At 72.6% G+C, this 21,736-nt stretch carries 19 protein-coding genes; 10 read left to right on the forward strand and 9 right to left on the reverse strand.

Going from position 1 to position 21,736, the window contains the following annotated elements:
• Positions 1-2 precede the first annotated feature (2 nt).
• The 3 genes from tgmA to BU52_RS04475 all read right to left on the reverse strand — a co-directional run bounded on the left by tgmA (position 3) and on the right by BU52_RS04475 (position 2,074).
• The gene (gene tgmA / locus BU52_RS04465) at positions 3-194 is read right to left on the reverse strand and encodes a putative ATP-grasp-modified RiPP (protein ID WP_004935783.1); all 192 of its coding nucleotides are present in this window, start codon (positions 192-194) and stop codon (positions 3-5) included.
• Positions 195-314: 120 nt separating this feature from the next.
• Complete coding sequence (locus tag BU52_RS04470; protein WP_037928880.1) at positions 315-641, reverse strand: YkvA family protein; 327 nt, start codon at positions 639-641, stop codon at positions 315-317.
• Positions 642-931: 290 nt separating this feature from the next.
• The gene (locus BU52_RS04475) at positions 932-2,074 is read right to left on the reverse strand and encodes a hypothetical protein (protein ID WP_037928396.1); all 1,143 of its coding nucleotides are present in this window, start codon (positions 2,072-2,074) and stop codon (positions 932-934) included.
• Between the two features lie 448 nt (positions 2,075-2,522).
• Between BU52_RS04475 and BU52_RS04480 the strand changes: the two genes are divergently transcribed.
• The 4 genes from BU52_RS04480 to BU52_RS04495 all read left to right on the forward strand — a co-directional run bounded on the left by BU52_RS04480 (position 2,523) and on the right by BU52_RS04495 (position 4,727).
• Positions 2,523-2,927: a hypothetical protein gene (locus BU52_RS04480; RefSeq protein WP_037928399.1), complete on the forward strand. Its 405-nt coding sequence runs from the start codon at positions 2,523-2,525 to the stop codon at positions 2,925-2,927.
• The gene (locus BU52_RS04485) at positions 2,924-3,703 is read left to right on the forward strand and encodes a hypothetical protein (protein ID WP_037928402.1); all 780 of its coding nucleotides are present in this window, start codon (positions 2,924-2,926) and stop codon (positions 3,701-3,703) included. The genes BU52_RS04480 and BU52_RS04485 overlap by 4 nt, the downstream gene beginning before the upstream one ends.
• Positions 3,704-3,741: 38 nt before the next feature.
• Entirely contained in the window at positions 3,742-4,266 is a 525-nt protein-coding gene (locus tag BU52_RS04490) for a roadblock/LC7 domain-containing protein (protein WP_037928405.1), read from the forward strand.
• Between the two features lie 86 nt (positions 4,267-4,352).
• Positions 4,353-4,727 (forward strand): roadblock/LC7 domain-containing protein, encoded by a 375-nt coding sequence (locus BU52_RS04495; RefSeq protein ID WP_037928407.1) that lies wholly within the window; start codon positions 4,353-4,355, stop codon positions 4,725-4,727.
• Between the two features lie 59 nt (positions 4,728-4,786).
• On the opposite strand, the gene BU52_RS04500 is transcribed toward BU52_RS04495, so the two are convergent.
• Positions 4,787-5,989, reverse strand: a complete 1,203-nt coding sequence (locus tag BU52_RS04500; protein ID WP_037928412.1) for a globin domain-containing protein — start codon at positions 5,987-5,989, stop codon at positions 4,787-4,789.
• A gap of 341 nt (positions 5,990-6,330) precedes the next feature.
• Between BU52_RS04500 and BU52_RS04505 the strand changes: the two genes are divergently transcribed.
• Both BU52_RS04505 and BU52_RS04510 read left to right on the forward strand, forming a co-directional pair.
• A complete protein-coding gene (locus tag BU52_RS04505) occupies positions 6,331-8,061 on the forward strand; it encodes a sensor histidine kinase (RefSeq protein ID WP_037928414.1) in 1,731 nt (576 codons plus the stop codon).
• 81 nt (positions 8,062-8,142) lie between these two features.
• On the forward strand, positions 8,143-10,515 hold the full coding sequence (locus BU52_RS04510; protein WP_037928419.1) for a glycoside hydrolase family 65 protein: 2,373 nt from the start codon (positions 8,143-8,145) through the stop codon (positions 10,513-10,515).
• A gap of 78 nt (positions 10,516-10,593) precedes the next feature.
• Here BU52_RS04510 and BU52_RS04515 read toward each other — a convergent pair whose 3' ends face one another.
• The 4 genes from BU52_RS04515 to BU52_RS04530 all read right to left on the reverse strand — a co-directional run bounded on the left by BU52_RS04515 (position 10,594) and on the right by BU52_RS04530 (position 16,174).
• The gene (locus tag BU52_RS04515) at positions 10,594-11,958 is read right to left on the reverse strand and encodes an FAD-dependent oxidoreductase (RefSeq protein WP_037928421.1); all 1,365 of its coding nucleotides are present in this window, start codon (positions 11,956-11,958) and stop codon (positions 10,594-10,596) included.
• Between the two features lie 134 nt (positions 11,959-12,092).
• Positions 12,093-14,831, reverse strand: coding sequence for a SpoIIE family protein phosphatase (locus BU52_RS04520; RefSeq protein ID WP_107061079.1), 2,739 nt, complete (start codon positions 14,829-14,831; stop codon positions 12,093-12,095).
• Between the two features lie 183 nt (positions 14,832-15,014).
• Positions 15,015-15,560: a hypothetical protein gene (locus tag BU52_RS04525; RefSeq protein WP_037928426.1), complete on the reverse strand. Its 546-nt coding sequence runs from the start codon at positions 15,558-15,560 to the stop codon at positions 15,015-15,017.
• A gap of 29 nt (positions 15,561-15,589) precedes the next feature.
• Positions 15,590-16,174 carry an ATP-binding protein gene (locus tag BU52_RS04530; RefSeq protein ID WP_037928428.1) on the reverse strand — a complete coding sequence of 195 codons (585 nt, stop codon included), beginning with the start codon at positions 16,172-16,174 and terminating at the stop codon, positions 15,590-15,592.
• 167 nt (positions 16,175-16,341) lie between these two features.
• Between BU52_RS04530 and BU52_RS04535 the strand changes: the two genes are divergently transcribed.
• Both BU52_RS04535 and BU52_RS04540 read left to right on the forward strand, forming a co-directional pair.
• Positions 16,342-16,572, forward strand: coding sequence for a DUF397 domain-containing protein (locus BU52_RS04535; RefSeq protein ID WP_037928431.1), 231 nt, complete (start codon positions 16,342-16,344; stop codon positions 16,570-16,572).
• Between the two features lie 154 nt (positions 16,573-16,726).
• Positions 16,727-17,641 (forward strand): helix-turn-helix domain-containing protein, encoded by a 915-nt coding sequence (locus tag BU52_RS04540; protein WP_037928882.1) that lies wholly within the window; start codon positions 16,727-16,729, stop codon positions 17,639-17,641.
• Positions 17,642-17,762: 121 nt separating this feature from the next.
• On the opposite strand, the gene BU52_RS04545 is transcribed toward BU52_RS04540, so the two are convergent.
• Positions 17,763-18,584, reverse strand: a complete 822-nt coding sequence (locus BU52_RS04545; protein ID WP_037928434.1) for an SAM-dependent methyltransferase — start codon at positions 18,582-18,584, stop codon at positions 17,763-17,765.
• A gap of 229 nt (positions 18,585-18,813) precedes the next feature.
• Between BU52_RS04545 and BU52_RS04550 the strand changes: the two genes are divergently transcribed.
• Together BU52_RS04550 and BU52_RS04555 are read left to right on the forward strand one after the other, a co-directional pair.
• A complete protein-coding gene (locus BU52_RS04550) occupies positions 18,814-21,216 on the forward strand; it encodes a molybdopterin oxidoreductase family protein (protein WP_037928440.1) in 2,403 nt (800 codons plus the stop codon).
• A complete protein-coding gene (locus BU52_RS04555; protein WP_037928443.1) occupies positions 21,213-21,704 on the forward strand; it encodes a hypothetical protein in 492 nt (163 codons plus the stop codon). The genes BU52_RS04550 and BU52_RS04555 overlap by 4 nt, the downstream gene beginning before the upstream one ends.
• Positions 21,705-21,736 lie beyond the last annotated feature (32 nt).

A 21,736-nucleotide genomic window follows, 5' to 3' on the forward strand; every position in this document is an offset into this window, starting at 1 on the left:
GTTCAGTCGTCGAAGTGGGTCTTGGAACCCGCGGTGGACGTCGTCGTCCCCACCTCACGCAACAGCGCGTGGTCGCAGGCCGCGATCCGTCCGTCCCCGAGTACGTTCAACTGCAGTCCGGAGTCATACGCGTACGGAGTGGCAACAGCCAACTCAACTGCCGGACGTGCGTAGTTGAGCGCGAACGGTTGCATCGTCTCTCCCTCGTCGGTGCTGCGCCGACCGGGCAACGGCCCTCTGTGGCCCGTCGCTTGGTCCGCCGACTTCTTTTGGCTTCCAGAGACTTATACGAATCGAACGGGTGGTTGGTTTCCTTACGGAGCGTAGTCATCGGCGGGTTGTCGCGCCGTCCGCCGCCGGGGTGCGCCGGGCAGGCCCGCTCCGAGGGAGCCACGCATGGTGCGCAGAGCGAGCAGCAGGACGCCGATGTCGTCCAGATAGACGGGGTCGGGCAGCAGGTCCGCCGGCAGCACCAGATAGAGGACGGCGCCCCAGAACACCCAGCGGGGCCCCGTGGGCAGACCCGCCCGCCTCAACTCCCGCCGCGTGCGGACCAGACGGACCAGGACGGCGACGGCGCCGGCGAGCACCAGGATCGCGAGAACGGCGGCGACGATCAGCAGTACGGTGGTCGACTCCAACGCCACTGCCCTCCTCCGGGTGACCGGCGCGCCGCGGCCCCCTCGGCCACGGCACAGCCTTCTCTGGGCGGATTCCCGCTGACGGCCCCGGTATGGCGGCGGGGACCGGCCATGGGCGCACGCGTCCGATGTCCCGCCCGAGTCCCGCGAGACACGGGATCCTCGCAGGTCGTCCCGGTGGACCCGTCATCTGGCAGCACGTCGCGGGGACACCTGGTAATGGTCATCGGCCTTCCCCATGGAGCCGGGCATGACCACCTCGCCTTCGTCACCTCGCCCGAACGAACCGGTCATACCCGCGGCCGGCGCGCCGGTTCGCCGTCCCCGGCGGGTGCGGCGCGGCGGGGCCTGGGGCCGCCCGTCCGCAGGCGCTCCAGGGTGCGGGTCAGCTGCTGGAGGGGGGAGGGGGAGTCCGTCCGGGGCGGGGGCGGCTGCCGGGTGGCCGGGGTGCCGGCCGATTCCTGGTACGCGGCCAGCGCCTCGTGCGCGCGTTCGGCGGCCTCGCGGTACAGGTCCCGTGACTTGGTCATGGCCTCGAGTGCCTCGGCGTACATGGCGACCAGCGCCCGCTCACGGGCGAGTTCCTCCTCGGTCGTCAGCAGGTGCCAGTCCTCCCGCAACGCGGTCAGGGCCTCCCGCGCACCGTCCGGCAGCACGCGCGGCAGTGCGTCGAAGCGGGTCACCGCGTCGACCAGGCCGGCCGGTTCCGTACCGTCCAGGAACACGGCGCGCACGGCGAAGGCGTCGGCGTCGTACCCCTCCGGGACCGGAGCGCCCGGCAGCACCGCGGCCCCTCCTCGCGGGACCCGCACACCGAACTCCCGCAACGCCCAGTTCGCCACCCGCGACTGCTGGGGCGTGGCCCGGTGCTCCACGACCCGGTGCCGCAGTCCCGGCGGCAGCCAGCGCGTGAGCGGCACCCGGCCGCGCTCGTCCGTGGTCATCGCCTCGTGGACGACGACATGTACGTGCCACGCGTCACGCGCGCACGCGCGCAGCAGCCGTCGTACGTCCTTGTCCTCCTCCGGGAGCGGATGGATCGCGCCCGGCCGCAGGTCCGTCACCGCGTCGTGGTTCCAGTCGGCGTCCGGCTCCTGTCCCCAGAACATCCCCGCCGGGGACGGCCAGCCCTGGTCCCAGGGCTGCTCCGCCTCCGCGACCAGCGTCCAGTCCCGGCCCCGGTCCGTGCCGGGGCCCAGACTCAGCCGGGCGCGCACGGTGACACCGCCGGCCACCCGCGTCCGGGCTTCGAAGACCAGGTCGGGAGCGGTCCCGTCGGCGGGGAGTTCGAGGAAGTCCTCGATGTCCCGGCCGTCCTTGAGGCGGCGCAGGCTGCGCCTCAGTGCCTCGTCGGCCCGGCTTCCGGTGTGGCGGCCGCGGGCCAGCCGGACCGTGGGAGGGATCGTGGCGCGGGCTTCTGGGGAGTTCGGCATGGGTCCAGTCGTGAGCGGGGGCACGTGCTTCTGCCAGTATCGTCGCCGCGGGCCGGCGGCATGAGGCGGGGCTCCGCCGGACGGCGGTCACGCCTGCGCCTACCCGGCCGTACGGCCCTCATGTGGCGGGGCGCCCGGGGTGTCGCGCGCGGGGTGTGCGCGGCGCACACGCGGTCAGACGGTCCACCCGTGGTTCCGGCGGCGCCGACGTCATCACAATGGTCCCGCGAGCGGGGCCGGCCCACCATCCGCATCGGGGCCGGCCCTGCCCGCACCAGGCCGGACAGGGGCCTCGTCGTGAGGGCGAAAAAAACCGGACCCTACCAGGGCCGCGTCACTCCCGTCGCATATTCCGCCGGAAAACACCAAAGCTCTCACCTCGATCGAGCACACACCGTAGCGTCGACGTCACGTTCGCGGTACAGCCGTGCGAGGAGGGGGATCCGGCGTGCCCGGAATCGACGAGAGTCTGCTGGAAGCCATGCGACTGCCCGGGGCACGCGGCGCCCTCGTGGTCGACTGGATCAGCGGGCTCGCCCTGGGCGCGGTGGGCGACGCACCGGGCGGTGACGCGGAGGCAACGGCCGCCGAGACCGCCGAACTCGCCCGCCAGGCCATGGAGAGCGGCACGCTCGCACCGGCCGACGACAAGGCGGCGGGGACCGCCGGCAAGGAACCACCCGTCGAGGACCTCATCCTGACCGGTGCGGACGCGTACCACCTCCTGCGCTTCGTCGTCACGACCTTCGACAGCACGGTCTTCCTGTACCTGTGGCTCGACCGCGCCGACGGCAACCTCGCCCTGGCCCGCATACGCCTGGCCGAGATGGCGGACCGGCTGGTGCTCGGATGACCACGGCGGCACGCACCGGCGGGTCCGCGCCCGAGCTGCTCGGCACCCTCGCGGCCGACCACGCCACCGGGGCGCTCTCCACGGAGTCCGGGATCTTCTACCTCTCCGCGGGACACGTCGTCCACGTCGAGTCCGCGTACAGTCCCGACCTCGGCGACCTGCTCACCCGCAGCGGTGCCGTCCCACCGGCCGGCTGGTGGGACGCGGTCGAACGGGCCGGGGCCGTGCACCGGGTCGGCCGCCAGCTCGTGGACAGCGGGCGTCTGACCACGGGGGCCCTGGAGCTGTGCCACCTGGGCGCGCTGTTCGACGCCGCGTACTTCGCGCTCGTCCACGGCGGCGCCGCGCTCCGCTTCCGTCCCGGTGTCGCGCACTGGCTCGGCGCGGTCCGTCCGGTACCGGTGGCGACCGTGCTGCGCGAGTCGCGGCGCCGCCGTGACCTGCTGCACCGCATCTGGCCCGATTCAGCCGTCGACACCGCCCCGCTCACCCGCGCGGCAGGCGCCGACCCCGACCGGCTGCCGCCCCGGCGCGGCCGCACCCTCGCCCTGGTCGACGGCGGGCGCACCGCCGCGCAGATCGCCTCGGTTCTCGCCCACCGCACCTTCCACACCCTCGTCGAACTGCGCCGCCTGGCCGCCGACGGGCTGGTCACCCCCGCGCCACCCCCGCCCGCCACGCCCGTCCACCCCGTCCCCGACGCGGGCGGCGCGGCGTGGGACGAGCCCGACACAGCGCTGCTGAGACGGCTCCTGGACGCCTTGGAGGCACTGTGATCCGCGCGCGCCGGCAGCGTGCCGAAAGGAGACTGCTCATGGCCGTCGAGACCGACGTGCTGGACGAACTGCGTCGGCTCCGCACCCGCATACCGCGGCTGGCGGGCTCCCTCGCGGCCACCGTCGACGGACTCGTGCTGGCCCACGACGTACCGGACACCGAACCGGAGGGGCTGGCCGCACTCACCGCCGCCGCGCTCGGGGTCGCGTACCGCATGACGGACGCGGCCGCCCGCGGCGACTTCCGCGAACTCCTCGTGCGCGGCAGCCGGGGTTACGTCGCGACCTACGCCGCCGGGACCACCGCCGTGCTCACCCTCCTCGCCGACGACCGGGTCAACGTGGGCCGGCTGCATCTGGAGGGCCGGCGCAGCGGCGCCCGGATCGCCGAGCTGGTGGACACCCACATCGGCCCGGGCGGAGGGCGGCACGCCGACCGGGTCGCGCCCGGGGAATCCCCCGCGCGGGCCCAGGGCACCGATCCGGCCCGGCCCATCGGCACCCTCCCGGTGCGCACCCCGCAACTGCCCGCACACCGGCCCCGGACACAACCCGGCGGCTGACCTCCCGCGTTTCCTCCAGGCCGTGCGCCTCCGCGGGATCCGGCGCCCGGCCCGAACCACCCATCACGACGGAAAGGACACCACTCATGGCCAACACCGAGACCTCCCTCAAGGAATGCCTCAGCTCCATCGACGGCGCGACGGCCGCCGCACTCGTCGACTACACCAGCGGCATGGCCCTCGGCACGCTGGGCGGCGGCAAGGACTTCAACCTGGAGGTCGCCGCGGCCGGCAACACCGACGTCGTACGGTCCAAGCTGCGCACCATGGAGCACCTGGGACTGAACGAGGAGATCGAGGACATCCTGATCACCCTGAACAGCCAGTACCACCTGATCCGCCTGCTCAAGGGACGCGGCGGCAACGGCCTCTTCCTCTACCTGGTCCTCGAGGCGGGCCGCGCCAACCTGGCCATGGCGCGGCACCAGCTGCGCCGCATCGAGGCCGAGCTGGAGGTCTGAGACGGGCCCGGGTCCCCGCACGCCGTGCCGGCGCGCGGGGACCCGGGCCCGTGAGCGGGTCAGGCCGCCTCGGGCAGCCAGAGGTCGGGGCCGAAGACCTCGTAGTGGATGGACCGGGCGGGGACCCCGGCGCCGAGCAGCGCGCCGCGCACGGCGCGCATGAACGGCAGCGGCCCGCACAGGTACACCGTCGCGTCCGCCGGGACGTCGATGCCCTCCAGGTCCATCAGACCGCTGCGCGCGTCGGGCTCCTCGGGGCCGGGACGCTCGTACCAGAACACCGCCTCCGCGTCGGCCAGTCCGTTCACCGCCTCACGGGTCTCGGCACGCAGGGCGTGCTCGGCCGGTGCGCCGTCGGCGTGCAGGACGAGCACCCGCCGGGTGGAGCCGGTGGCCTGCAGCCGGGCGAGCATGCCCAGCATCGGGGTGCAGCCGATACCGGCCGAGACCAGGACCAACGGGGTGTCGGCCTCGTCGAGCGCGACGTCGCCGACGGGCACGGAGAGGGTGAGCTCGTCGCCGGTGCCGATCCGTTCGAACAGCAGGTTCGACACCTCGCCGTCCGGTGCGCCGTCCTCGCCCGCGACGCGTTTGACGGTGATGCGGCGCAGCTCCTCCCCGGGGTCGGAGGACAGGCTGTACTGGCGCAGCTGGTGCACGCCGTCGGGCATGAGCAGCCGCACGCTGACGTACTGGCCGGCCCGTGCCTTCGGGGCGGGCTCGCCGTCGGCGGGGCGCACCAGGAACGAGACCACGTCGTCCGTCTCCTCGTGGCGCTCCACGACGGTCCAGGGACGCCAGATGTCACCCGGTTCGACACCCGCGTCGTGGTAGAGACGGGCCTCACGGGCGATGAGGGCCCCGGCCATCAGCCAGTACACCTCGTCCCAGGCGGCCGCCACCTCGGGGGTCACCGCGTCGCCCAGCACGTCCGCGATCGCGCCGAACAGGTACTTGTGGACGATCGTGTACTGGTCGTCGGTGATGCCGACCGCGACGTGCTTGTGCGCGATGCGGGCCAGCAGGGCGTCCGGCCGGCTGTCCGGGTCGGCGAGCAGTGCCTGGGCGAACCCGGCTATGGATCCGGCGAGCGCCCGGCGCTGGGCGCCGCTGGCCTGGTTGCCCCGGTTGAACAGGCCGTCCAGGAGCTCGGGCCGGTCACGGAACATGGTGCCGTAGAAACGCGTCGTGATCTCGTCGAGCGCCCCGGCCACGGCGGGCAGGGTGGCCCGCAGCACTGCGGCGGACTCTTCGGACAGCATGAGGTCTCCCAAGGACGGGGCGGGACTGGGGGTTTGACCGCGGATCCGGACCGGCGGCAGAACCTGTATAGCAAGCGCGAACGTCTGTTCCCGCGGGTAACGGCGCCCCTGCGGGCGACGCGGGACCGTCGTCCCGGCGGAACGGGACCTGTGGCCCAGGCGGACGGTCGCCGGACAGGGCCGACCGGCCCAGCGCCCCCAGGGACGGACCCCGCCCGCGGTCCCCGCCGGACCCGCCGCCCGGCCGATGCCGTACCGTCGCCTTTACTGGACCGTTACCGGTTGCCGGTCGGGAGGCAGCCGGGCGGCGGTGCCGAGGCGAGCGGACGGGAGGCACACGGGTGGAAGGCTCCGGGCGGGACGAGGACGCCCGCGTACGGCTACCGCAGCTGCGCCTCGACGAGCTGCTGGAGGAACTCCAGTCCCGTATCGACGCGGCCCGCGGCACCCGCGACCGGGTGCACAGCCTGCTGGAGGCCGTGCTCTCGGTCGGCCGGGAGCTGGAGCTGGAACAGGTGCTGCACAGCATCGTGGAGGCCGCTGCGGCGGTGGTGGAGGCGCAGTACGCCGCCCTTGGCGTGATCGGCCCGGACGGCAAGCGGCTGTCCGCCTTCCACACCGTCGGTGTCAGCGAGGAGGAGATCGCCCGCATCGGCCACTACCCCGAGGGCCACGGCATCCTCGGAGAGCTGATCCGGCATCCGGAGCCACTGCGGGTGGCGAAACTCTCCGACCACCCCGCCTCGTACGGTTTCCCGCCCCACCACCCGCCGATGAACACCTTCCTCGGCGTCCCCATCCGGGTCCGTGACCAGGTGTTCGGCAACCTGTACCTGACCGAGAAGCGGGGCGGGGCGCAGTTCGACGAGGAGGACGAGTCGGTCCTGTCCACCCTGGCGGTCGCCGCCGGGGTCGCCATCGACAACGCGCGCCTGTACGAGGAGTCCCGGCAGCGCGAACGCTGGCTGCGGGCCAACGCCGAGATCACCCACGCCCTCATGTCCGGCAGCGAACGCGGCACGGCCCTCCTGCTCATCGCGGAGCGCGCCCGGGAGATCACCGGGGCCGCCCTCGCCGTGGTCGCCGTACCCATGGCCGGCACCGACTCGCTCACCGTGGAACTGGCCATCGGCCAGGGCGCGGACAGTCACCGCGGGCTCGTCGTGCCCGTGGACGGCAGCCTGCTCGGCCGGGCCTTCACCGCCGGAGCCCCGGTCACCAGCCCGGACATCGCCGGCGACGAACGGGTCTTCCCGGGCCCGCAGCGCCTCGACGAACTCGGTCCGGCCGTCGCCGTGCCCATCGGGTCGGGCGACAGTGTGCGCGGCATCGCCCTGCTGGCCCGGTCCGCCGACCGCAACCCGTTCACCGAGGAGGAGATCGAGCCCCTGCAGGGCTTCGCCGCCCAGGCGGCCGTGGCGATGGAGCTGGCGGAACGCCGCCAGGACGCCGAGCAGATCGCCGTCCTGGAGGAGCGCGACCGCATCGCCCGCGACCTGCACGACCTGGCCATCCAGCGGCTGTTCGCCACCGGCATGACGCTCCAGAGCGCCGGCCGGTTCATCGAGCACAAGGAGGCCTCGGAGCGGGTGCTGCGGGCCGTCGACGACCTCGACGAGACCATCAAGATCATTCGCTCGACCATCTTCGGCCTGCGCTCCCGCGCCGCCGCCGGCGGCGGCGCCACCGGTCTGCGCGCCCGTGTCGTACGGGTCGTCGGCGAGGCCGCGCCCCTGCTCGGTTTCCCTCCCAGCGTGCGGATGGAGGGCCTGATCGACACCGACGTGCCCAAGGAGACGGCCGATCACCTGGTGGCCGTGCTCTCCGAGTCCCTGACCAACATCGCCCGGCACGCCCGCGCCGACCGCGCCGACGTGGTCCTCCAGACCGACGGGCGCGAGGTGCGGCTGACGGTCGCGGACAACGGCGTGGGCATCCCCTCCGGGGGCCGCCGCAGCGGCCTGCGCAACATGGCCGAGCGCGCGCAGCAGCTCGGCGGCACCTTCGACGTCACCGGATCCGCGGGCGGGGGCACCACACTCCTGTGGCGGGTTCCGGTGGGGGAGCGGTAGGGCGCCGGCCGGCTCCGTGTGTGGTGGGGACCCGGCGGGGGTACCCATGGGGCGACCCCGGCCGCGGCGGAGGAGTGTCGAGTGACGGAGTGGACCTGGGAGTACAAGGGTTACGACCACGCCGACGCCCGCCTCAGGGAATCGCTGTGCACCCTGGGCAACGGGTACTTCGCCACCCGGGGCGCCCTGGCGGAGTGTTCCGCGGACGAGGTGCACTACCCGGGGACGTACGCGGCCGGCGTCTACAACCGGCTCACCTCCCAGGTCGCCGGACGGCAGGTCGAGAACGAGGACATGGTCAACCTGCCCAACTGGCTCCCGCTGCGCTTCCGCCTGCCGGGGGAGCCCTGGCTCACCCCCGACACGGCGGCCGTGTCCGACCACGTCGTGACGCTGCACCTGGCCTCGGGGCTGCTGGAGCGCAGGACGCGCTACGGTCTGGGCGCGGGGCGGGCGCTGCTCGTGCGCCAGCTCCGGTTCGTGCACATGGCGGACCCCCATCTGGCGGGTCTGCGCACCGAGTTCACCGCCGAGGGGTTCTCCGGCACCCTGGAGACCGAGGCGGCGATCGACGGCGGTGTCACCAACGCCGGGGTGCCGCGCTACCGGGATCTGGACGGTCGCCATCTGACCCACGTGCTCACCGGAACGGCCGCCGCGGACACGGTGTGGCTGCGGTGCCGCACCCGCACCTCGGACGTGCGGATCGCCTTCGCCGCCCGTCTGACCTCGCCCGCGCCCGTCACGATCGGGGACGAGCGCTCCCGCGCCGTGCAGACGACCCGGCTGGAACTGGCCGCCGGACGCACCGTCACCGTCGACAAGATCGTCGCCCTGCACACCTCCCGGGACCCCGCGATCAGCGACCCGCTGCACGCCGCGGTCGACCGGGTGGGCCGGGCGGGTGACTTCGACGCGCTGCTGGCGCCGCACCTGACGGCCTGGGAGCAGCTCTGGCGCAGGGCCGAGCTGGACGTGGACGACGAGGCGGAACGCGTCCTGCGGCTGCACCTCTTCCACGTCCTGCAGACCCTCTCCCCGCACACCGCGGACCTGGACGTCGGGGTCCCCGCACGGGGACTGCACGGGGAGGCCTACCGGGGGCACGTCTTCTGGGACGAGCTGTTCGTCCTGCCCTACCTCAACCTGCACTTCCCGGAGGTCTCGCGGGCCCTGCTGCACCACCGGCACCGGCGTCTGGAGCGGGCCCGCACCGCCGCGTCGGACGCGGGGCGCCGGGGCGCGATGTACCCGTGGCAGAGCGGCAGCGACGGGCGGGAGGAGACCCAGCAGCTGCACCTCAACCCCCGCTCGGGGCGCTGGCTGCCCGACCACTCCCACCTCCAGCACCACGTGGGCTCGGCGATCGCCTACAACGTGTGGCAGTACTGCGAGGCCAGCGGCGACGAGGAGTTCCTGCACACCAAGGGCGCCGAGATGCTGCTCCAGATCTCCCGGTTCTGGGCGGACTCGGCCGTCTTCGACGACCGGCTCGGCCGGTACCGCATCAAGGGTGTCGTCGGTCCCGACGAGTACCACGACGCCTACCCGGACGCCGCCGAACCGGGCCTGGACGACAACGCCTACACCAATGTCACGGCCACCTGGGTGCTCGCCCGCACCCTGGACGTGCTGCGCGGCCTTCCCGAGCCTCGGCGCCGCGAGCTCGCCGAGCGGACCGGACTGGACGGGGGCGAACTGGAGCAGTGGGAAGACGTCTCCCGCCTGCTCCACGTCCCCTTCCACGACGGTGTCATCAGCCAGTTCGAGGGCTACGCGGAACTCGCAGAGCTCGACTGGCGGGGCTACCGGCGCCGGTACGGCGACATCCGGCGCCTGGACCGGATCCTGGAGGCCGAGGGCGACACCGTCAACCGCTACCAGGCGTCCAAGCAGGCGGACGTCCTGATGCTGGGTTACCTCTTCTCGCCCGCCGAGCTCCAGGGCGTCTTCCACCGGCTGGGGCTGAGTTTCGACGAACGGATCTGGCGGCGCACGGTGGACCACTACCTGCACCGCACCAGTCACGGCTCCACCCTCAGCGGCCTGGTCCACGGCTGGGTCCTGGCCCGGGCACGGCGCGCGGACGCCTGGAAGTTCTGCCAGGAGGCCCTTCAGGCGGACATCGCCGACATCCAGGGCGGCACCACGGGAGAAGGCATCCACCTCGGCGCCATGGCCGGCACACTCGATCTGGTCCAGCGCGGACTGACCGGTCTGGAGACCCGCGGCGGAGCCCTGTGGCTCGACCCGGTGCCCCTGCCGGAGCTGTCCTCCTACGGCTTCACGCTGCGCTACCACGGCCACTGGGGCGTGCGGCTGCGGCTGGAGCGCGGTCTGCTGGAGATCACGGTGCCCGCGTCCGGCCGTTCCCCGATCGACGTGCACCTCCCGGACCGCCGTACGGTCCGTGTCGAGCCGGGCGAGACCGGCCGGCTGACCCTTCCGGACTGACCGGCGCCGGGCGCCCGCCAGGTCCGGGACCGGGCGGGCACCCGACGGGGCGGCCCTCGAAGGGGCGAAGGGCGCGGTTCAGGCGCCGCTCTCCCGCAGCATGTCCTCGCGCTCCACGATCTTCACGCGCTCGCGGCCCTGGGGCTCGCCCAGCGCCTTCTCCGCGGCGTCCAGGCGGTACCAGCCGTCCCAGGTGGTGAAGCGGACGCCGCGCTCGGCGAGGAACGCGTCCACCGCCTCCGGAGCCGGGGACTCGGGCGCGAGGAGCCGCCCGCCCGCGTAGTCCTCCAGCAGGTTCGCCACGGTCTCGTTGGCGTCGCCCTTGGTGTGACCGATCAGGCCCACCGGACCGCGCCGGATCCAGCCGGTGACGTACGTGGACGGCAGGTGCTCCCCGGTGTCCTGGACGACGCGGCCGCCCCGGTCCGGCACGGTGCCGGAGTCGATGTCCCAGGGCAGCTTGGGGAGTTCGTCGGAGAGGTAGCCGACGGCCCGGTAGACCGCGCTGACGTCCCAGTCCTTGAACTCGCCGGTGCCCTTGACGTTACCGGTGCCGTCGAGCGCGGTGCGCTCGGTGCGCAGGCCGACGACCCTGCCGTCCTCGCCGAGGATCTCCACGGGGGACTCGAAGAAGTGCAGGAACAGCTTGTGCGGGCGGTCGCCGGTGTCGCGGATCGCCCAGTTCTCCAGGGTCTTGGCGACCATGTCGGCCTGCTTGTTGCCGCGCCGGGTGGCGATCGACCCCTCGTCGTAGTCGATGTCCTCGGGGTCGACGACGACCTCGATGGTGGGGGAGTGGTCGAGCTCCCGCAGCTCCATCGGGCTGAACTTCGCCTGCGCCGGGCCACGGCGCCCGAACACGTGGATCTCCAGTGCCTTGTTGGCCTTCAGGCCCTCGTACACGTTGGCCGGGATCTCCGTCGGCAGCAGCTCGTCGGCGGTCTTGGCGAGGATCCGGGCGACGTCGAGGGCGACGTTTCCGACGCCGAGCACGGCGACCTTCTCGGCCTCGAGCGGCCAGGTGCGCGGCACGTCGGGGTGGCCGTCGTACCAGGAGACGAAGTCCGCGGCGCCGTAGGAGCCGTCCAGGTCGATGCCCGGGACGGGCAGCGCGCGGTCGGCCGTCGCGCCGGTCGCGAAGATCACGCCGTCGTAGAACGTGCGCAGGTCGTCGAGGTGGAGGTCAGTACCGTAGTCCACATTGCCGAACAGACGGATCTGCGGCTTGTCGAGCACCTGGTGGAGGGCGGTGATGATGCCCTTGATCCGCGGGTGGTCGGGGGCGACGCCGTAACGGATCAGTCCGAACGGCGCCGGCATGCGCTCGAAGATGTCGATGGACACGCCCGGTTCGGCGGCGACGTCGGACTTGAGCAGGGCGTCGGCGGCGTAGATCCCGGCGGGGCCGGATCCGACGATGGCTACCCGCAGGGGGCGGGGCATGGTCAGGTTCCCTTCGAGTGATGACAGGCGACTCGTGAGGAAGCCTAAACTGAGGCATGCCTAACTTGGTACGCGGGTCCTCTCTATGAGGTCATAAGCATCACTTATGGGCACTCCACGGTAGTGCTTATGCCTCAGGGGAGGGGCTGCTCCGCCCAGATGACCTTGCCGGCGGGAAGGTAGCGGGTGCCCCAGCGTTCTGCGACCTGGGCCACCAGGAACAGCCCGCGTCCGCCCTCGTCCGTCATCGTCGCGTGCCGCAGATGCGGCGAGGTGCTGCTGCTGTCGTAGACCTCGCAGACCAGACTGCGGTCGTGCAGCATGCGCACCTGGATGGGGCTGCCGCCGTAGCGGAGCGCGTTGGTGACCAGCTCGCTCAGGATCAGCTCCGTGCCGAACGTGAGTTCCGCCAGTCCCCACTCGGCCAGCTTCCGGGTCACCGCGGCCCGCACCTCGCCGACGGCCGCCGGATCCGGCGGCACCGGCCACTCGGCTATCCGGTCCGCGGCCAGCACCCGCGTCCGCGCCACGATCAGGGCGATGTCGTCCCCGGCCCGGACCGGGCGCCGTGAGTCCAGTACGACCCTGCAGGTGTCCTCGGGGGAGTCCCCGGCCCGGGACAGCGCCTCACGCAGCTGGTCCAGACCGACGTCGATGTCCCGCGTGCGGTCCTCGACCAGCCCGTCGGTGTAGAGGACCACCCTGCTGCCCTCCGGCAGCTCCAGGTCGGCCGACTCGAACGGCAGACCGCCGAGTCCCAGCGGGGGACCGGCGGGCACGTCCGGGAACTCCACGGTGCCGTCCGGCCGGACCACGGCCGGCGGGGGATGGCCCGCGCGGGCGACGGTGCAGTGCCGCGTGACCGGGTCGTACACGGCGTACAGACAGGTCGCCCCGGTCACCGGTGCCGCCTCCTCGTCCTGTGCCTCGTCCTGGTCGATGCGGGCGACGAGCTCGTCCAGCAGACCGAGGAGCTCGTCGGGCGGGAGGTCGAGCGCGGAGAAGTTGTGCACCGCCGTACGCAGCCGTCCCATCGTGGCCGCCGCGTGCAGGCCGTGCCCGACGACGTCGCCGACCACCAGCGCCACCCGCGCGCCGGACAGCGGCAGGACGTCGAACCAGTCCCCGCCCACCCCGGCCTGCGCCGGAAGGTAGCGATAGGCGATCTCCAGGGCGCTCTGCTCCGGCAGGCTGCGCGGCAGCAGGCTCTGCTGGAGCGTCACCGCCATGCTGTGCTCGCGCGTGTAGCGGCGCGCGTTGTCGATGGAGACCGCGGCCCGGGCCACCAGTTCCTCGGCCAGGGCCAGCTCCTCGGCGTCGAACGGGCCGGGCTTGCGGGAACGCCAGAAACTGACCACGCCCAGCACCAGGGAACCGGCCCGCAGCGGAACGGTGATCAGCGAGTGGATGCCGTAGTCCACGACCTGACCGGAGCGCTGCACGTCCTGCGCCCGCCAGCCCGGCGCCTCACCGAGCCGGGGCTCGAGGACCGGGCGGCCGCTCGCCAGGCTCCGGCCCTGCGGGGACGACGCGACGAAGCGGATCTTCTCGTCCCCGGGGTAGAGCGGCGCGTCGTCGGCGATCCCCGTCACGGCCGTGCGGCGCAGGGCGGCGGCAGCGTCGGGCTGGCCGCCGGCCAGCACCGACTCGAACAGGTCCACCGTGACGAAGTCGGCGAACCGGGGCACGGCCAGCTCGGCGAGCTCCTCGGCCGTGCGGGTGACGTCCAGACTCGTCCCGATGCCCACCCCCGCGTCGTACAGCATGTCGAGCCGCTCGCGGGAGGCCTCGGCCCGGCCGGACAGGGCACGCAGCTCGGTGGAGTCGCGGACCGTGGCGACGCTGCCGCGCGGGCCGCCCGCGCGGTCGGTGGGCCGCTGGTTGACCGCCAGCAGCCGGTCGCCCACCCGGTGCACCTCGTCGGTGGCCACCCGTCCCGAGGACAGCAGGCCTGCGGTGCCGGGATCGAGGCCGATGTCCAGCACATGCCGGCCCTCGGCGTCCTCGGGCAGGCCGAACAGACGGCGCGCCTCGTCGTTGGCGAGCATCAGGGTGCCGTCGCCGTCGACGATGATCACGCCCTCGCGCACCGAGTGGAGCACCGCGTCGTGGTGTTCGTACATCCGGGTCATCTCGCGCGGGCCGAGGCCGTGGGTCTGCCGCAGCAGCCGTCTGCTGACCAGGGCCGCGCCCCCGGTGGCCAGGGCGAGCGCGGCGAGCGCCGCGCTCAGGACGAGCGGCAGCTCGGCCTCGGCGGCGCCACCGACGTTCTCGGTCGTGATGCCGGCCGACACCAGGCCCACCACCGTGCCGTCGTCGTCCTCGACCGGTACCACCGCCTGCACCAGCTGTCCGATGGTGCCCTTGACCTCCTCCACGACCGGCTCCCCGGCCAGTGCCGGCTCGATGGTGCCGACGAACTGTTTGCCGATGCGGTCCCGCTTGGGATGCGTGTAACGGATGCCGTCGGTGTTCATGACGACGACGAAGTCCACACGCGCCAGCTTGCGGGCCGCCTCGGCGCGCGGCTGGAGCACCGCCGTGGGGTCGGGGGAGTCCAGTGCCTCGGTAAGACCCGGCGCGTTCGCGAAGGTCTCCGCCACGGCCAGCGAACGGTTGCGGGCCTCCTCTGTGCTGTCCCTTCGCACCTGGAGCACCAGTGCCACGACGGCGGCCACGACCAGCAGCAGGACGATCACCAGATACAGGACGAACACCTGTCCGGCGACACTGCGCCCGCTCAGTACCGACCGCAGTGCCGCCACCGGATGCCACCGGGAGCGGCCGTCTCCCTCCCGGCTGAGCCGTGCGGACGCCGCGGCGCCGGATGACAGGGGCGACCGGGTCCGGGATCGACCCATGAGTCGGACCATGTGCCATGTCTACACCCGCCGCGCCGCACGAGGCGAGGGCCGGCCCTCGCCTCGCACCGGTCCCGCGGGTCGCGCGCGGCCTTCCCCCTCGGCCGCGCGCGACCCTCCCCCCGCGCGCGACTCGTCCCCCGAAGGCCGCGCGCGTTCCATGACCGGGCCACCCCGGAAAGTCCGCCCGAGGCCTCAGTCGGCCAGGGCGCGGGCGAGTTCCGTGGTGGCGCGGGCGATCTCGGTGTCCGGCTCGGTCATCAGCCGGTTCAGGTCGCCGCGCCGGGCGCGCACCGCCTGCCGGGCGGCCCGCTCCCAGGCCACCGGGTTCTCCCGGTGGTTGAGCAGCTTGGGGTACGCGGCGGCGGTGCTCTCCCACTGCCGGGCGTCGGCGATGGCCTTGAGCAGCTCGATGATCCGGGCCCGGCAGGTGACGTGCGGGAGCTGGGCCAGCTCCCAGAGGAAGGGGACCGTGGCGGCGGTCGCCTGCTCCGTGACGAAGCCGTACTGGCAGATCCGTTTCCGCAGGTCCTCAAGGGCGGCCAGGGCCGTACCGGAGTCCCCCCAGGCGATGCCGTTGAGCAGCAGCGGGATCGCCGCCGCCGATCCGGTGGAGTCCTGCATCTCGGCCCACGGCACGCGGGACACTGCCGTGAGGGGCGTGGTCCGTGCCACTCCGGTGGGGGACGTGTGGCGCACAGGGCGCTCGCTGCTCGGCTGTTCCGTCGAAGCGCTGCGCATGGCGTGGGTGCCTTTCCGCGGCAGTCGTGTCAGGTGGGCGGGTGGGTCGACAACCGGGCCCACACCGTCTTGCCGGCCGGAGCCGCCGGGGCCCAGGCCCCCGCCTCGGACAGGGCGTCGACGATGTACAGCCCCCGGCCGTGCTCCTCCAGGCCGGAGCACGCGCCGGGCGTGTGGACGGGCGGGTGGTCGTCGGGGTCGGAGACGGTGAGCAGGAGGTGCGCCGGTCGCGGGTGGAATCCGAGACGGACGTCCGGCGCACCCGCGCGGCCCGGTGCCGCGTGGATCACGGCGTTGGCGGCCGGCTCGGTCATCACGAGGGTGGCGTCGTCACAGCGGTGGCCGAGTGACCGGACGCCCAGCGTGTCCCGCGTGAAGGACCGCGCACGGGCGAGGTCCTCCGGACCGCACGTGATGCGCAGCGCCGCCGAGGCGGACACGGCGCGGACCGTCTCCCGCACCGGGTGAGGATCCTCGTGGGGCACCGCCGGGAGCGGTGCGTGGGGGGATGCCGGGGCCGTGCCGGGGCCACCCGCCGGTACCACGGCCACGGCCGGTGACCGGAGCACTGGATGCGCAGGTGATGACACGGCATCTCCTCGATGCGACGTCAGGACGTGGCGTCCGCACAGGGGTTGACGCCGCGGCTATTATCCACGCTGTCAGCACCCGCGTGCAATTGCACGAGAAATTGCGCGAGATTTTTCGCCACGCGCGGTGGGAAGCCGACGGTGGCGGGAAGCCGGGGGCGGTGGGGAACGCGAGCAGCAAGGAGACAGCGGTGCCAGGAGTGCGCAACGGAGTGCGGGCCAGCCAGTTGGACGCCCGCTGGATCAAGAGCCGGCACAGCAACGCCGAGGGCAACTGTGTCGAGGTGGCTCCGCTGACCGGCGGGGGGATCGCCATGCGCAACTCCCGTGACCCCGACGGCCCCGCCCTCGTCTACACGGCCGCGGAGCTGGCCGCCTTCCTGGCCGGTGCGAAGGACGGCGAGTTCGACCACCTCCTCTGAGGCGGCCCGGGAGCCGGCGCCGGGCGCCCGGCGCGGCGCCGGTGAACGGAGCTCCCTCCCTCATTTCCGCGTGGCTTCTCCGCGCGGATGCGGTGAGTGCCTGTCAGATGCGATAATGTAAACCGCCCTTGTGCCCGGTCTGCTGGGAGTCAGGATGTCCGCCGCGTCGCATCGCATCTCCCGTCTGGAACCCTATCTGGACAGGCCGGAGCCCGCGCCGACCCTCTTGAAGATGCTGGTCGGCGTGCAGCTGGCGGGCTTCCGCGAGGATGCCGGGCTGTCCCAGGACCAGGCGGCGCGCTCCGTCGGCTTCAGCGGGGCGAAGCTGTCCCGTATCGAGTCCGGCAAGGGCCGCCGCCCGCCGACCGAGCGCGATGTCCGCGCACTGCTGGAGCTGTACGGCACCGACGGCTACGAGGCCTCGGTGCTGCTCAAACTGCTCCAGCGGGCCGGAGAGCCGGGCTGGTGGCAGCGGTACGACAAGCGGCTGATGCCCGAATGGTTCGACCGTCTGGTCGGACTCCAGGAGGCCGCCGCCACCATCCGCACCTTCGAGATCCAGTACGTCCCCGGACTGCTGCAGACCGCCGCCTACACCCGCGCGGTGGTCGAACGAGGGCTGCCGAACGCCCCGGCGAGCGAGGTGCAGCGCCGGGTCGAACTGCGCATGCGGAGAGCCGAGTTGCTGCGGCGCGACGGCGCGCCGCAGCTGTGGGCCGTCATCGACGAGTCGGTCCTGCTGCGTGTCCTGGGCAGTCCCGCGGTGATGCGCGAACAGCTCGAGCACCTGGTGACGATGGCCGAGCGGGCCAATGTGACCCTGCAGATCGTGCCGCTGGACGTGACGAACGCGTCGGCCCCGGCGATCCCGGTGACCTATCTGCGCTTCGGCGGGCTCGATCTGCCCGACGTGGTCTACCTGGAACACATCAGGAGCGCCAACTTCCTCGAGGACCTGGACGAGACGGAGGAGTACCGGATCGCGCTGGACCGCCTCGCCGACGAGGCGCTCAAGCCCCGGGACTCCGTGGAACTGCTGCGCGCCACCATCCAGAAGCGCTACGCCTAGTCGTGGTGGTGGTGGTGGTGGTGGTGGCGGCGGCGCCGCGGCTGCCGCCCGTGCTCGCACCGACGCCCCTGACCGGATCCTTCCAGCGGACCGGCGAGGGGCGTCGCGTCGCCGGGAGGGGCTACAGCGGGAGCCGGCCGACACCGCCGAACTCGATCCATTCCTGGGTGAGCTGACGCGGCGCGACCTCCGTGTCCGGGCGCCACGTGGACACCTCCACCAGCCCCGGCTCGAGGATCTCCAGTTCCTCGAAGTAGCTCTCGACGTCCTTCGGTTCACGCACCCGGCCCCAGTGCCCCTGCGTCGCCTGGTCCATGAAGTTCGTGACGAACTCGCGCAACTCGGGATCCTCACTGACCAGCTGGCACATCACCATGAAGCTGCCCGGCGCCAGCCGTTCGCGCACCCGGCGTGCCAAGGCGAGCGGACCGTCGGTGTCGCTGTCGGGGATGCAGTGGAAGACCGAGTTGAACAGCACGCAGACCGGCTCGGAGAAGTCGATCAGCCGCTGGGTCTCGGGGTGCCCGAAGATCCCGTCGGTCTCGCGCATGTCGGCCTGTATGACCACGGTGCGCTCGTCCTGCTCCAGCAGGGCACGGCCGTGGACCAGCACCATCGGGTCGTTGTCGACGTACACCACGTGTGTGCTCGGATCGATGCGCTGCGCGACCTGGTGGACGTTGTCCTGGGTGGGCAGGCCGGAGCCGTGGTCCAGGTACTGCCGGATCCCGTACTCCTGGGTGAGTGTGCGGACCACCCGCTGCAGGAAGCGCCGGTTGTTCAGGGCCAGGCGGCGGGTGCTGGGCACCACCTTGTCGAGTTCCTCGGTCGCGGCGCGGTCCGCCGCGTAGTTGTCCTTGCCCCCCAGGTAGTAGTCGTACATACGCGCGGCCGTCGGCACGGTTGCGTCGATCTCGGTGGACAGCTGCTTACCGGTGTGCATCGTTCCCCCTGCGGAGTGCCGCGCCAACTGGACTGGCTGGACAGGGAGTACATCCTAGGGAGCGCCACGCGGCCCCGGCCAGCCGGTCGGGAAATGAGGCCGCGAAGGAATGGTGTTCGACTCCTCCGCGTCACGTTCGGTGTTCGAGTGAAAGCGCGGTGCGAGCGTCTGGCGGTGTGGCGGCGGGGTACCCGTGCACCTGATGCCGTTTCCCGTGGGAGGTCGGACCTTGGACAGCTCGACGGACCGGATCGCGCGCCCCTGGGGAGCGCGGACCCCTTACGCGCCCGGCACCCCGTGGCCGGCCCGCACCGACCTGCACCTGGCGGACGGGGTCCGCGAGGAGGACGTGGAACGGTGGGTGCGGTCCGCCTCCCTCCTGCACTCCAACGGCGACGCGATGGACATCGCGGTGCGCGGCGGGCGGATCGTGGGCGTCCGGGGCCGGGCGGCGGACCGGGTGAACCGCGGACGGCTCGGCCCCAAGGACCTCTACGGCTGGCAGGCCAACCACTCACCGGACCGCCTCACCCGGCCCCTCGTCCGGGAGGACGGGCGGCTGGTGGAGTCGGACTGGGACACCGCCATGGACCGGATCGCGTCCCGGACCAGGACCCTGCTGGACGAACGGGGACCCGGGGCCGTCGGCTTCTACACCACCGGGCAGCTCTTCCTCGAGGAGTACTACACCCTCGCCGTGCTCGCCCACGCCGGCGTCCGCACCAACCACCTGGACGGCAACACCCGGCTGTGCACCGCGACGGCCGCCGAGGCCCTGAAGGAGAGCTTCGGCTCCGACGGCCAGCCCGGCTCCTACGAGGACATCGACCACGCCGACACCATCGCCCTGTTCGGTCACAACGCGGCGGAGACCCAGACGGTGCTGTGGATGCGCATGCTGGACCGTCTGGAGGGCTCCGATCCGCCCCGTCTGCTGTGCGTCGACCCCCGGTACACGCCCGTCGCCCGGCGCGCCGACGTGCACCTGGCGCCGCGCCCCGGCACCAACGTCGCGCTGCTCAACGCCCTGCTGCACGAGATCATCCGCACCGGCCGGATCGACCACGACTACATCGGCGCGCACACCGTCGGCTTCGACGAGCTCGTCTCCCGCGTCGAGGCGTGCACCCCGACGTGGGCCGCGGAGATCTGCGACGTCCCCGCCGCGCAGATCGAACGCGCCGCGGAGCTCCTCGGCGGCGCGCGGCGGCTGCTGTCCACGGTCCTGCAGGGCGTCTACCAGTCCCACCAGGCCTCCGCCGCCGCCGTCCAGGTCAACAACCTGCACCTGATCCGGGGCATGCTCGGCCGGCCCGGCTGCGGGCTGCTCCAGATGAACGGCCAGCCCACCGCCGAGAACACCCGCGAGTGCGGTGCGAACGGCGACCTGCCGGGCTTCCGCAACTGGCAGAACGACCAGCACGTGGCGGAGCTCGCCGAGATCTGGAACGTGGAGCCGGACGACATCCCGCACTACGGGCCTCCCACCCACGCGATGCAGATGTTCCGCTACGCCGAGCAGGGCTCGCTCGGCATGCTGTGGATCAGCGGCACCAACCCGGCCGTCTCCCTGCCCGAACTCGCCAGGATCCGTTCCGTCCTCGCCCAGGAACGGCTGTTCGTGGTGGTGCAGGACCTGTTCCTCACCGAGACCGCCCAGCTCGCCGACGTCGTCCTGCCGGCGGGGACCTGGGGCGAGAAGACCGGCACGTTCACCAATGCCGACCGCACCGTCCATCTCTCGGAGAAGGCCGTCGAACCGCCCGGCGAGGCCCGGGCCGACCTCGACATCTTCCTCGACTTCGCCGCCCGCATGGACTTCCGCGACAAGGACGGCGCCCCCCTGATCGGCTGGCGGGACCCCCAGGGCGCGTTCGCCGCCTGGCAGCGGTGCAGCGCCGGACGCCCCTGCGACTACACCGGCCTCAGCTACGAGAAACTGCGGACGACGGGCAGCGGCATCCAGTGGCCCTGCACCGAGGACGCCCCCGACGGCACCGCACGCCTCTACACCGACGGCATCGCTTACGCGCACCCCGACCGGTGCGAGAGCTACGGCAAGGACATGGTGACCGGCGCGACGGTCACCCCGGTCGAGTACCGCTCCCTCAACCCGGAGGGCAAGGCGGTGATCAAGGCCGCCGAGTACCTCCCGCCCCACGAGGACCGCTCACCCGGGTACCCCCTCCAGCTGATCACCGGCCGCACGGTCTACCACTTCCACACGCGCACCAAGACCGGCCGCGCGCCCGAACTGAACGCCGCCGCGCCGGACGTGTGGGCGGAGATCTCGCCCGCGGAGGCCGCCGCACAGGGTCTGTCCGACGGCGACCTGGTCCAGGTCGCCACCCCGCGCGGAGCGATCCGGGCCCGTCTGCGGACCACGGCGATCCGTGACGGCGTGGTCTTCGTGCCGTTCCACTACGGCTACTGGGACACCCCCCAGGGGTACCGTCCGCCCGACGACGGCCCCGGGCGCGCGGCCAACGAGACCACCATCACCGACTGGGACCCCCTCTCCAAGCAGCCCCTGTTCAAGACGGCCGCCGCGCGCATGACGCTGGTCGCCCGGCGCGGCACGGGGCACGCGACGGACACGGACGGCACCGGGACCGAGGGAAGCACGGCATGAGCGGCATCGGCGTCACCCTGCGCACCCTGCACGACGACGAGCGCGACCTGGAGCAGGACCTGCTCGCCGCCGCCGAACGTCATCGCGTCGAGCACGAGTTCCACCACATCGCCACCGACGTGGCCCGCTGGTCCCGGGAGCACGCCACGCGGCTCGCCGCCCTCGGCCGCGACCACGGCCTCGACCTGTCCGGCCCCCGCGACCATCCGTCGCCGGGCGCGCTCGCCGCGCTGCGGGAGAAGGCCTCGCAGGCGCTCGGGCGCCGTCCGGAGACCGGACTGCTCCTGCTGCACGACCTGCGGGACCTGCACCTGGCCGCCGTCCGCAACTCACTCCACTGGGAGATGCTCGCGCAGGCGGCACAGGCCACCCGCGACGAGCGGCTCCTGGAGCTGGTCTCCGCCTGCCATCCGCAGACCCTGCGCCAGATGCGCTGGACCAACACGATGATCAAGGTGCTGTCGCCGCAGCTCCTCGTCAGCGCGTAGGCGGCAGGGGCGGCACCGGGGAGCCGGATCCC

The organism is Streptomyces toyocaensis (assembly GCF_000725125.1).
In the GTDB taxonomy this organism is placed as follows: domain Bacteria; phylum Actinomycetota; class Actinomycetes; order Streptomycetales; family Streptomycetaceae; genus Streptomyces; species Streptomyces toyocaensis.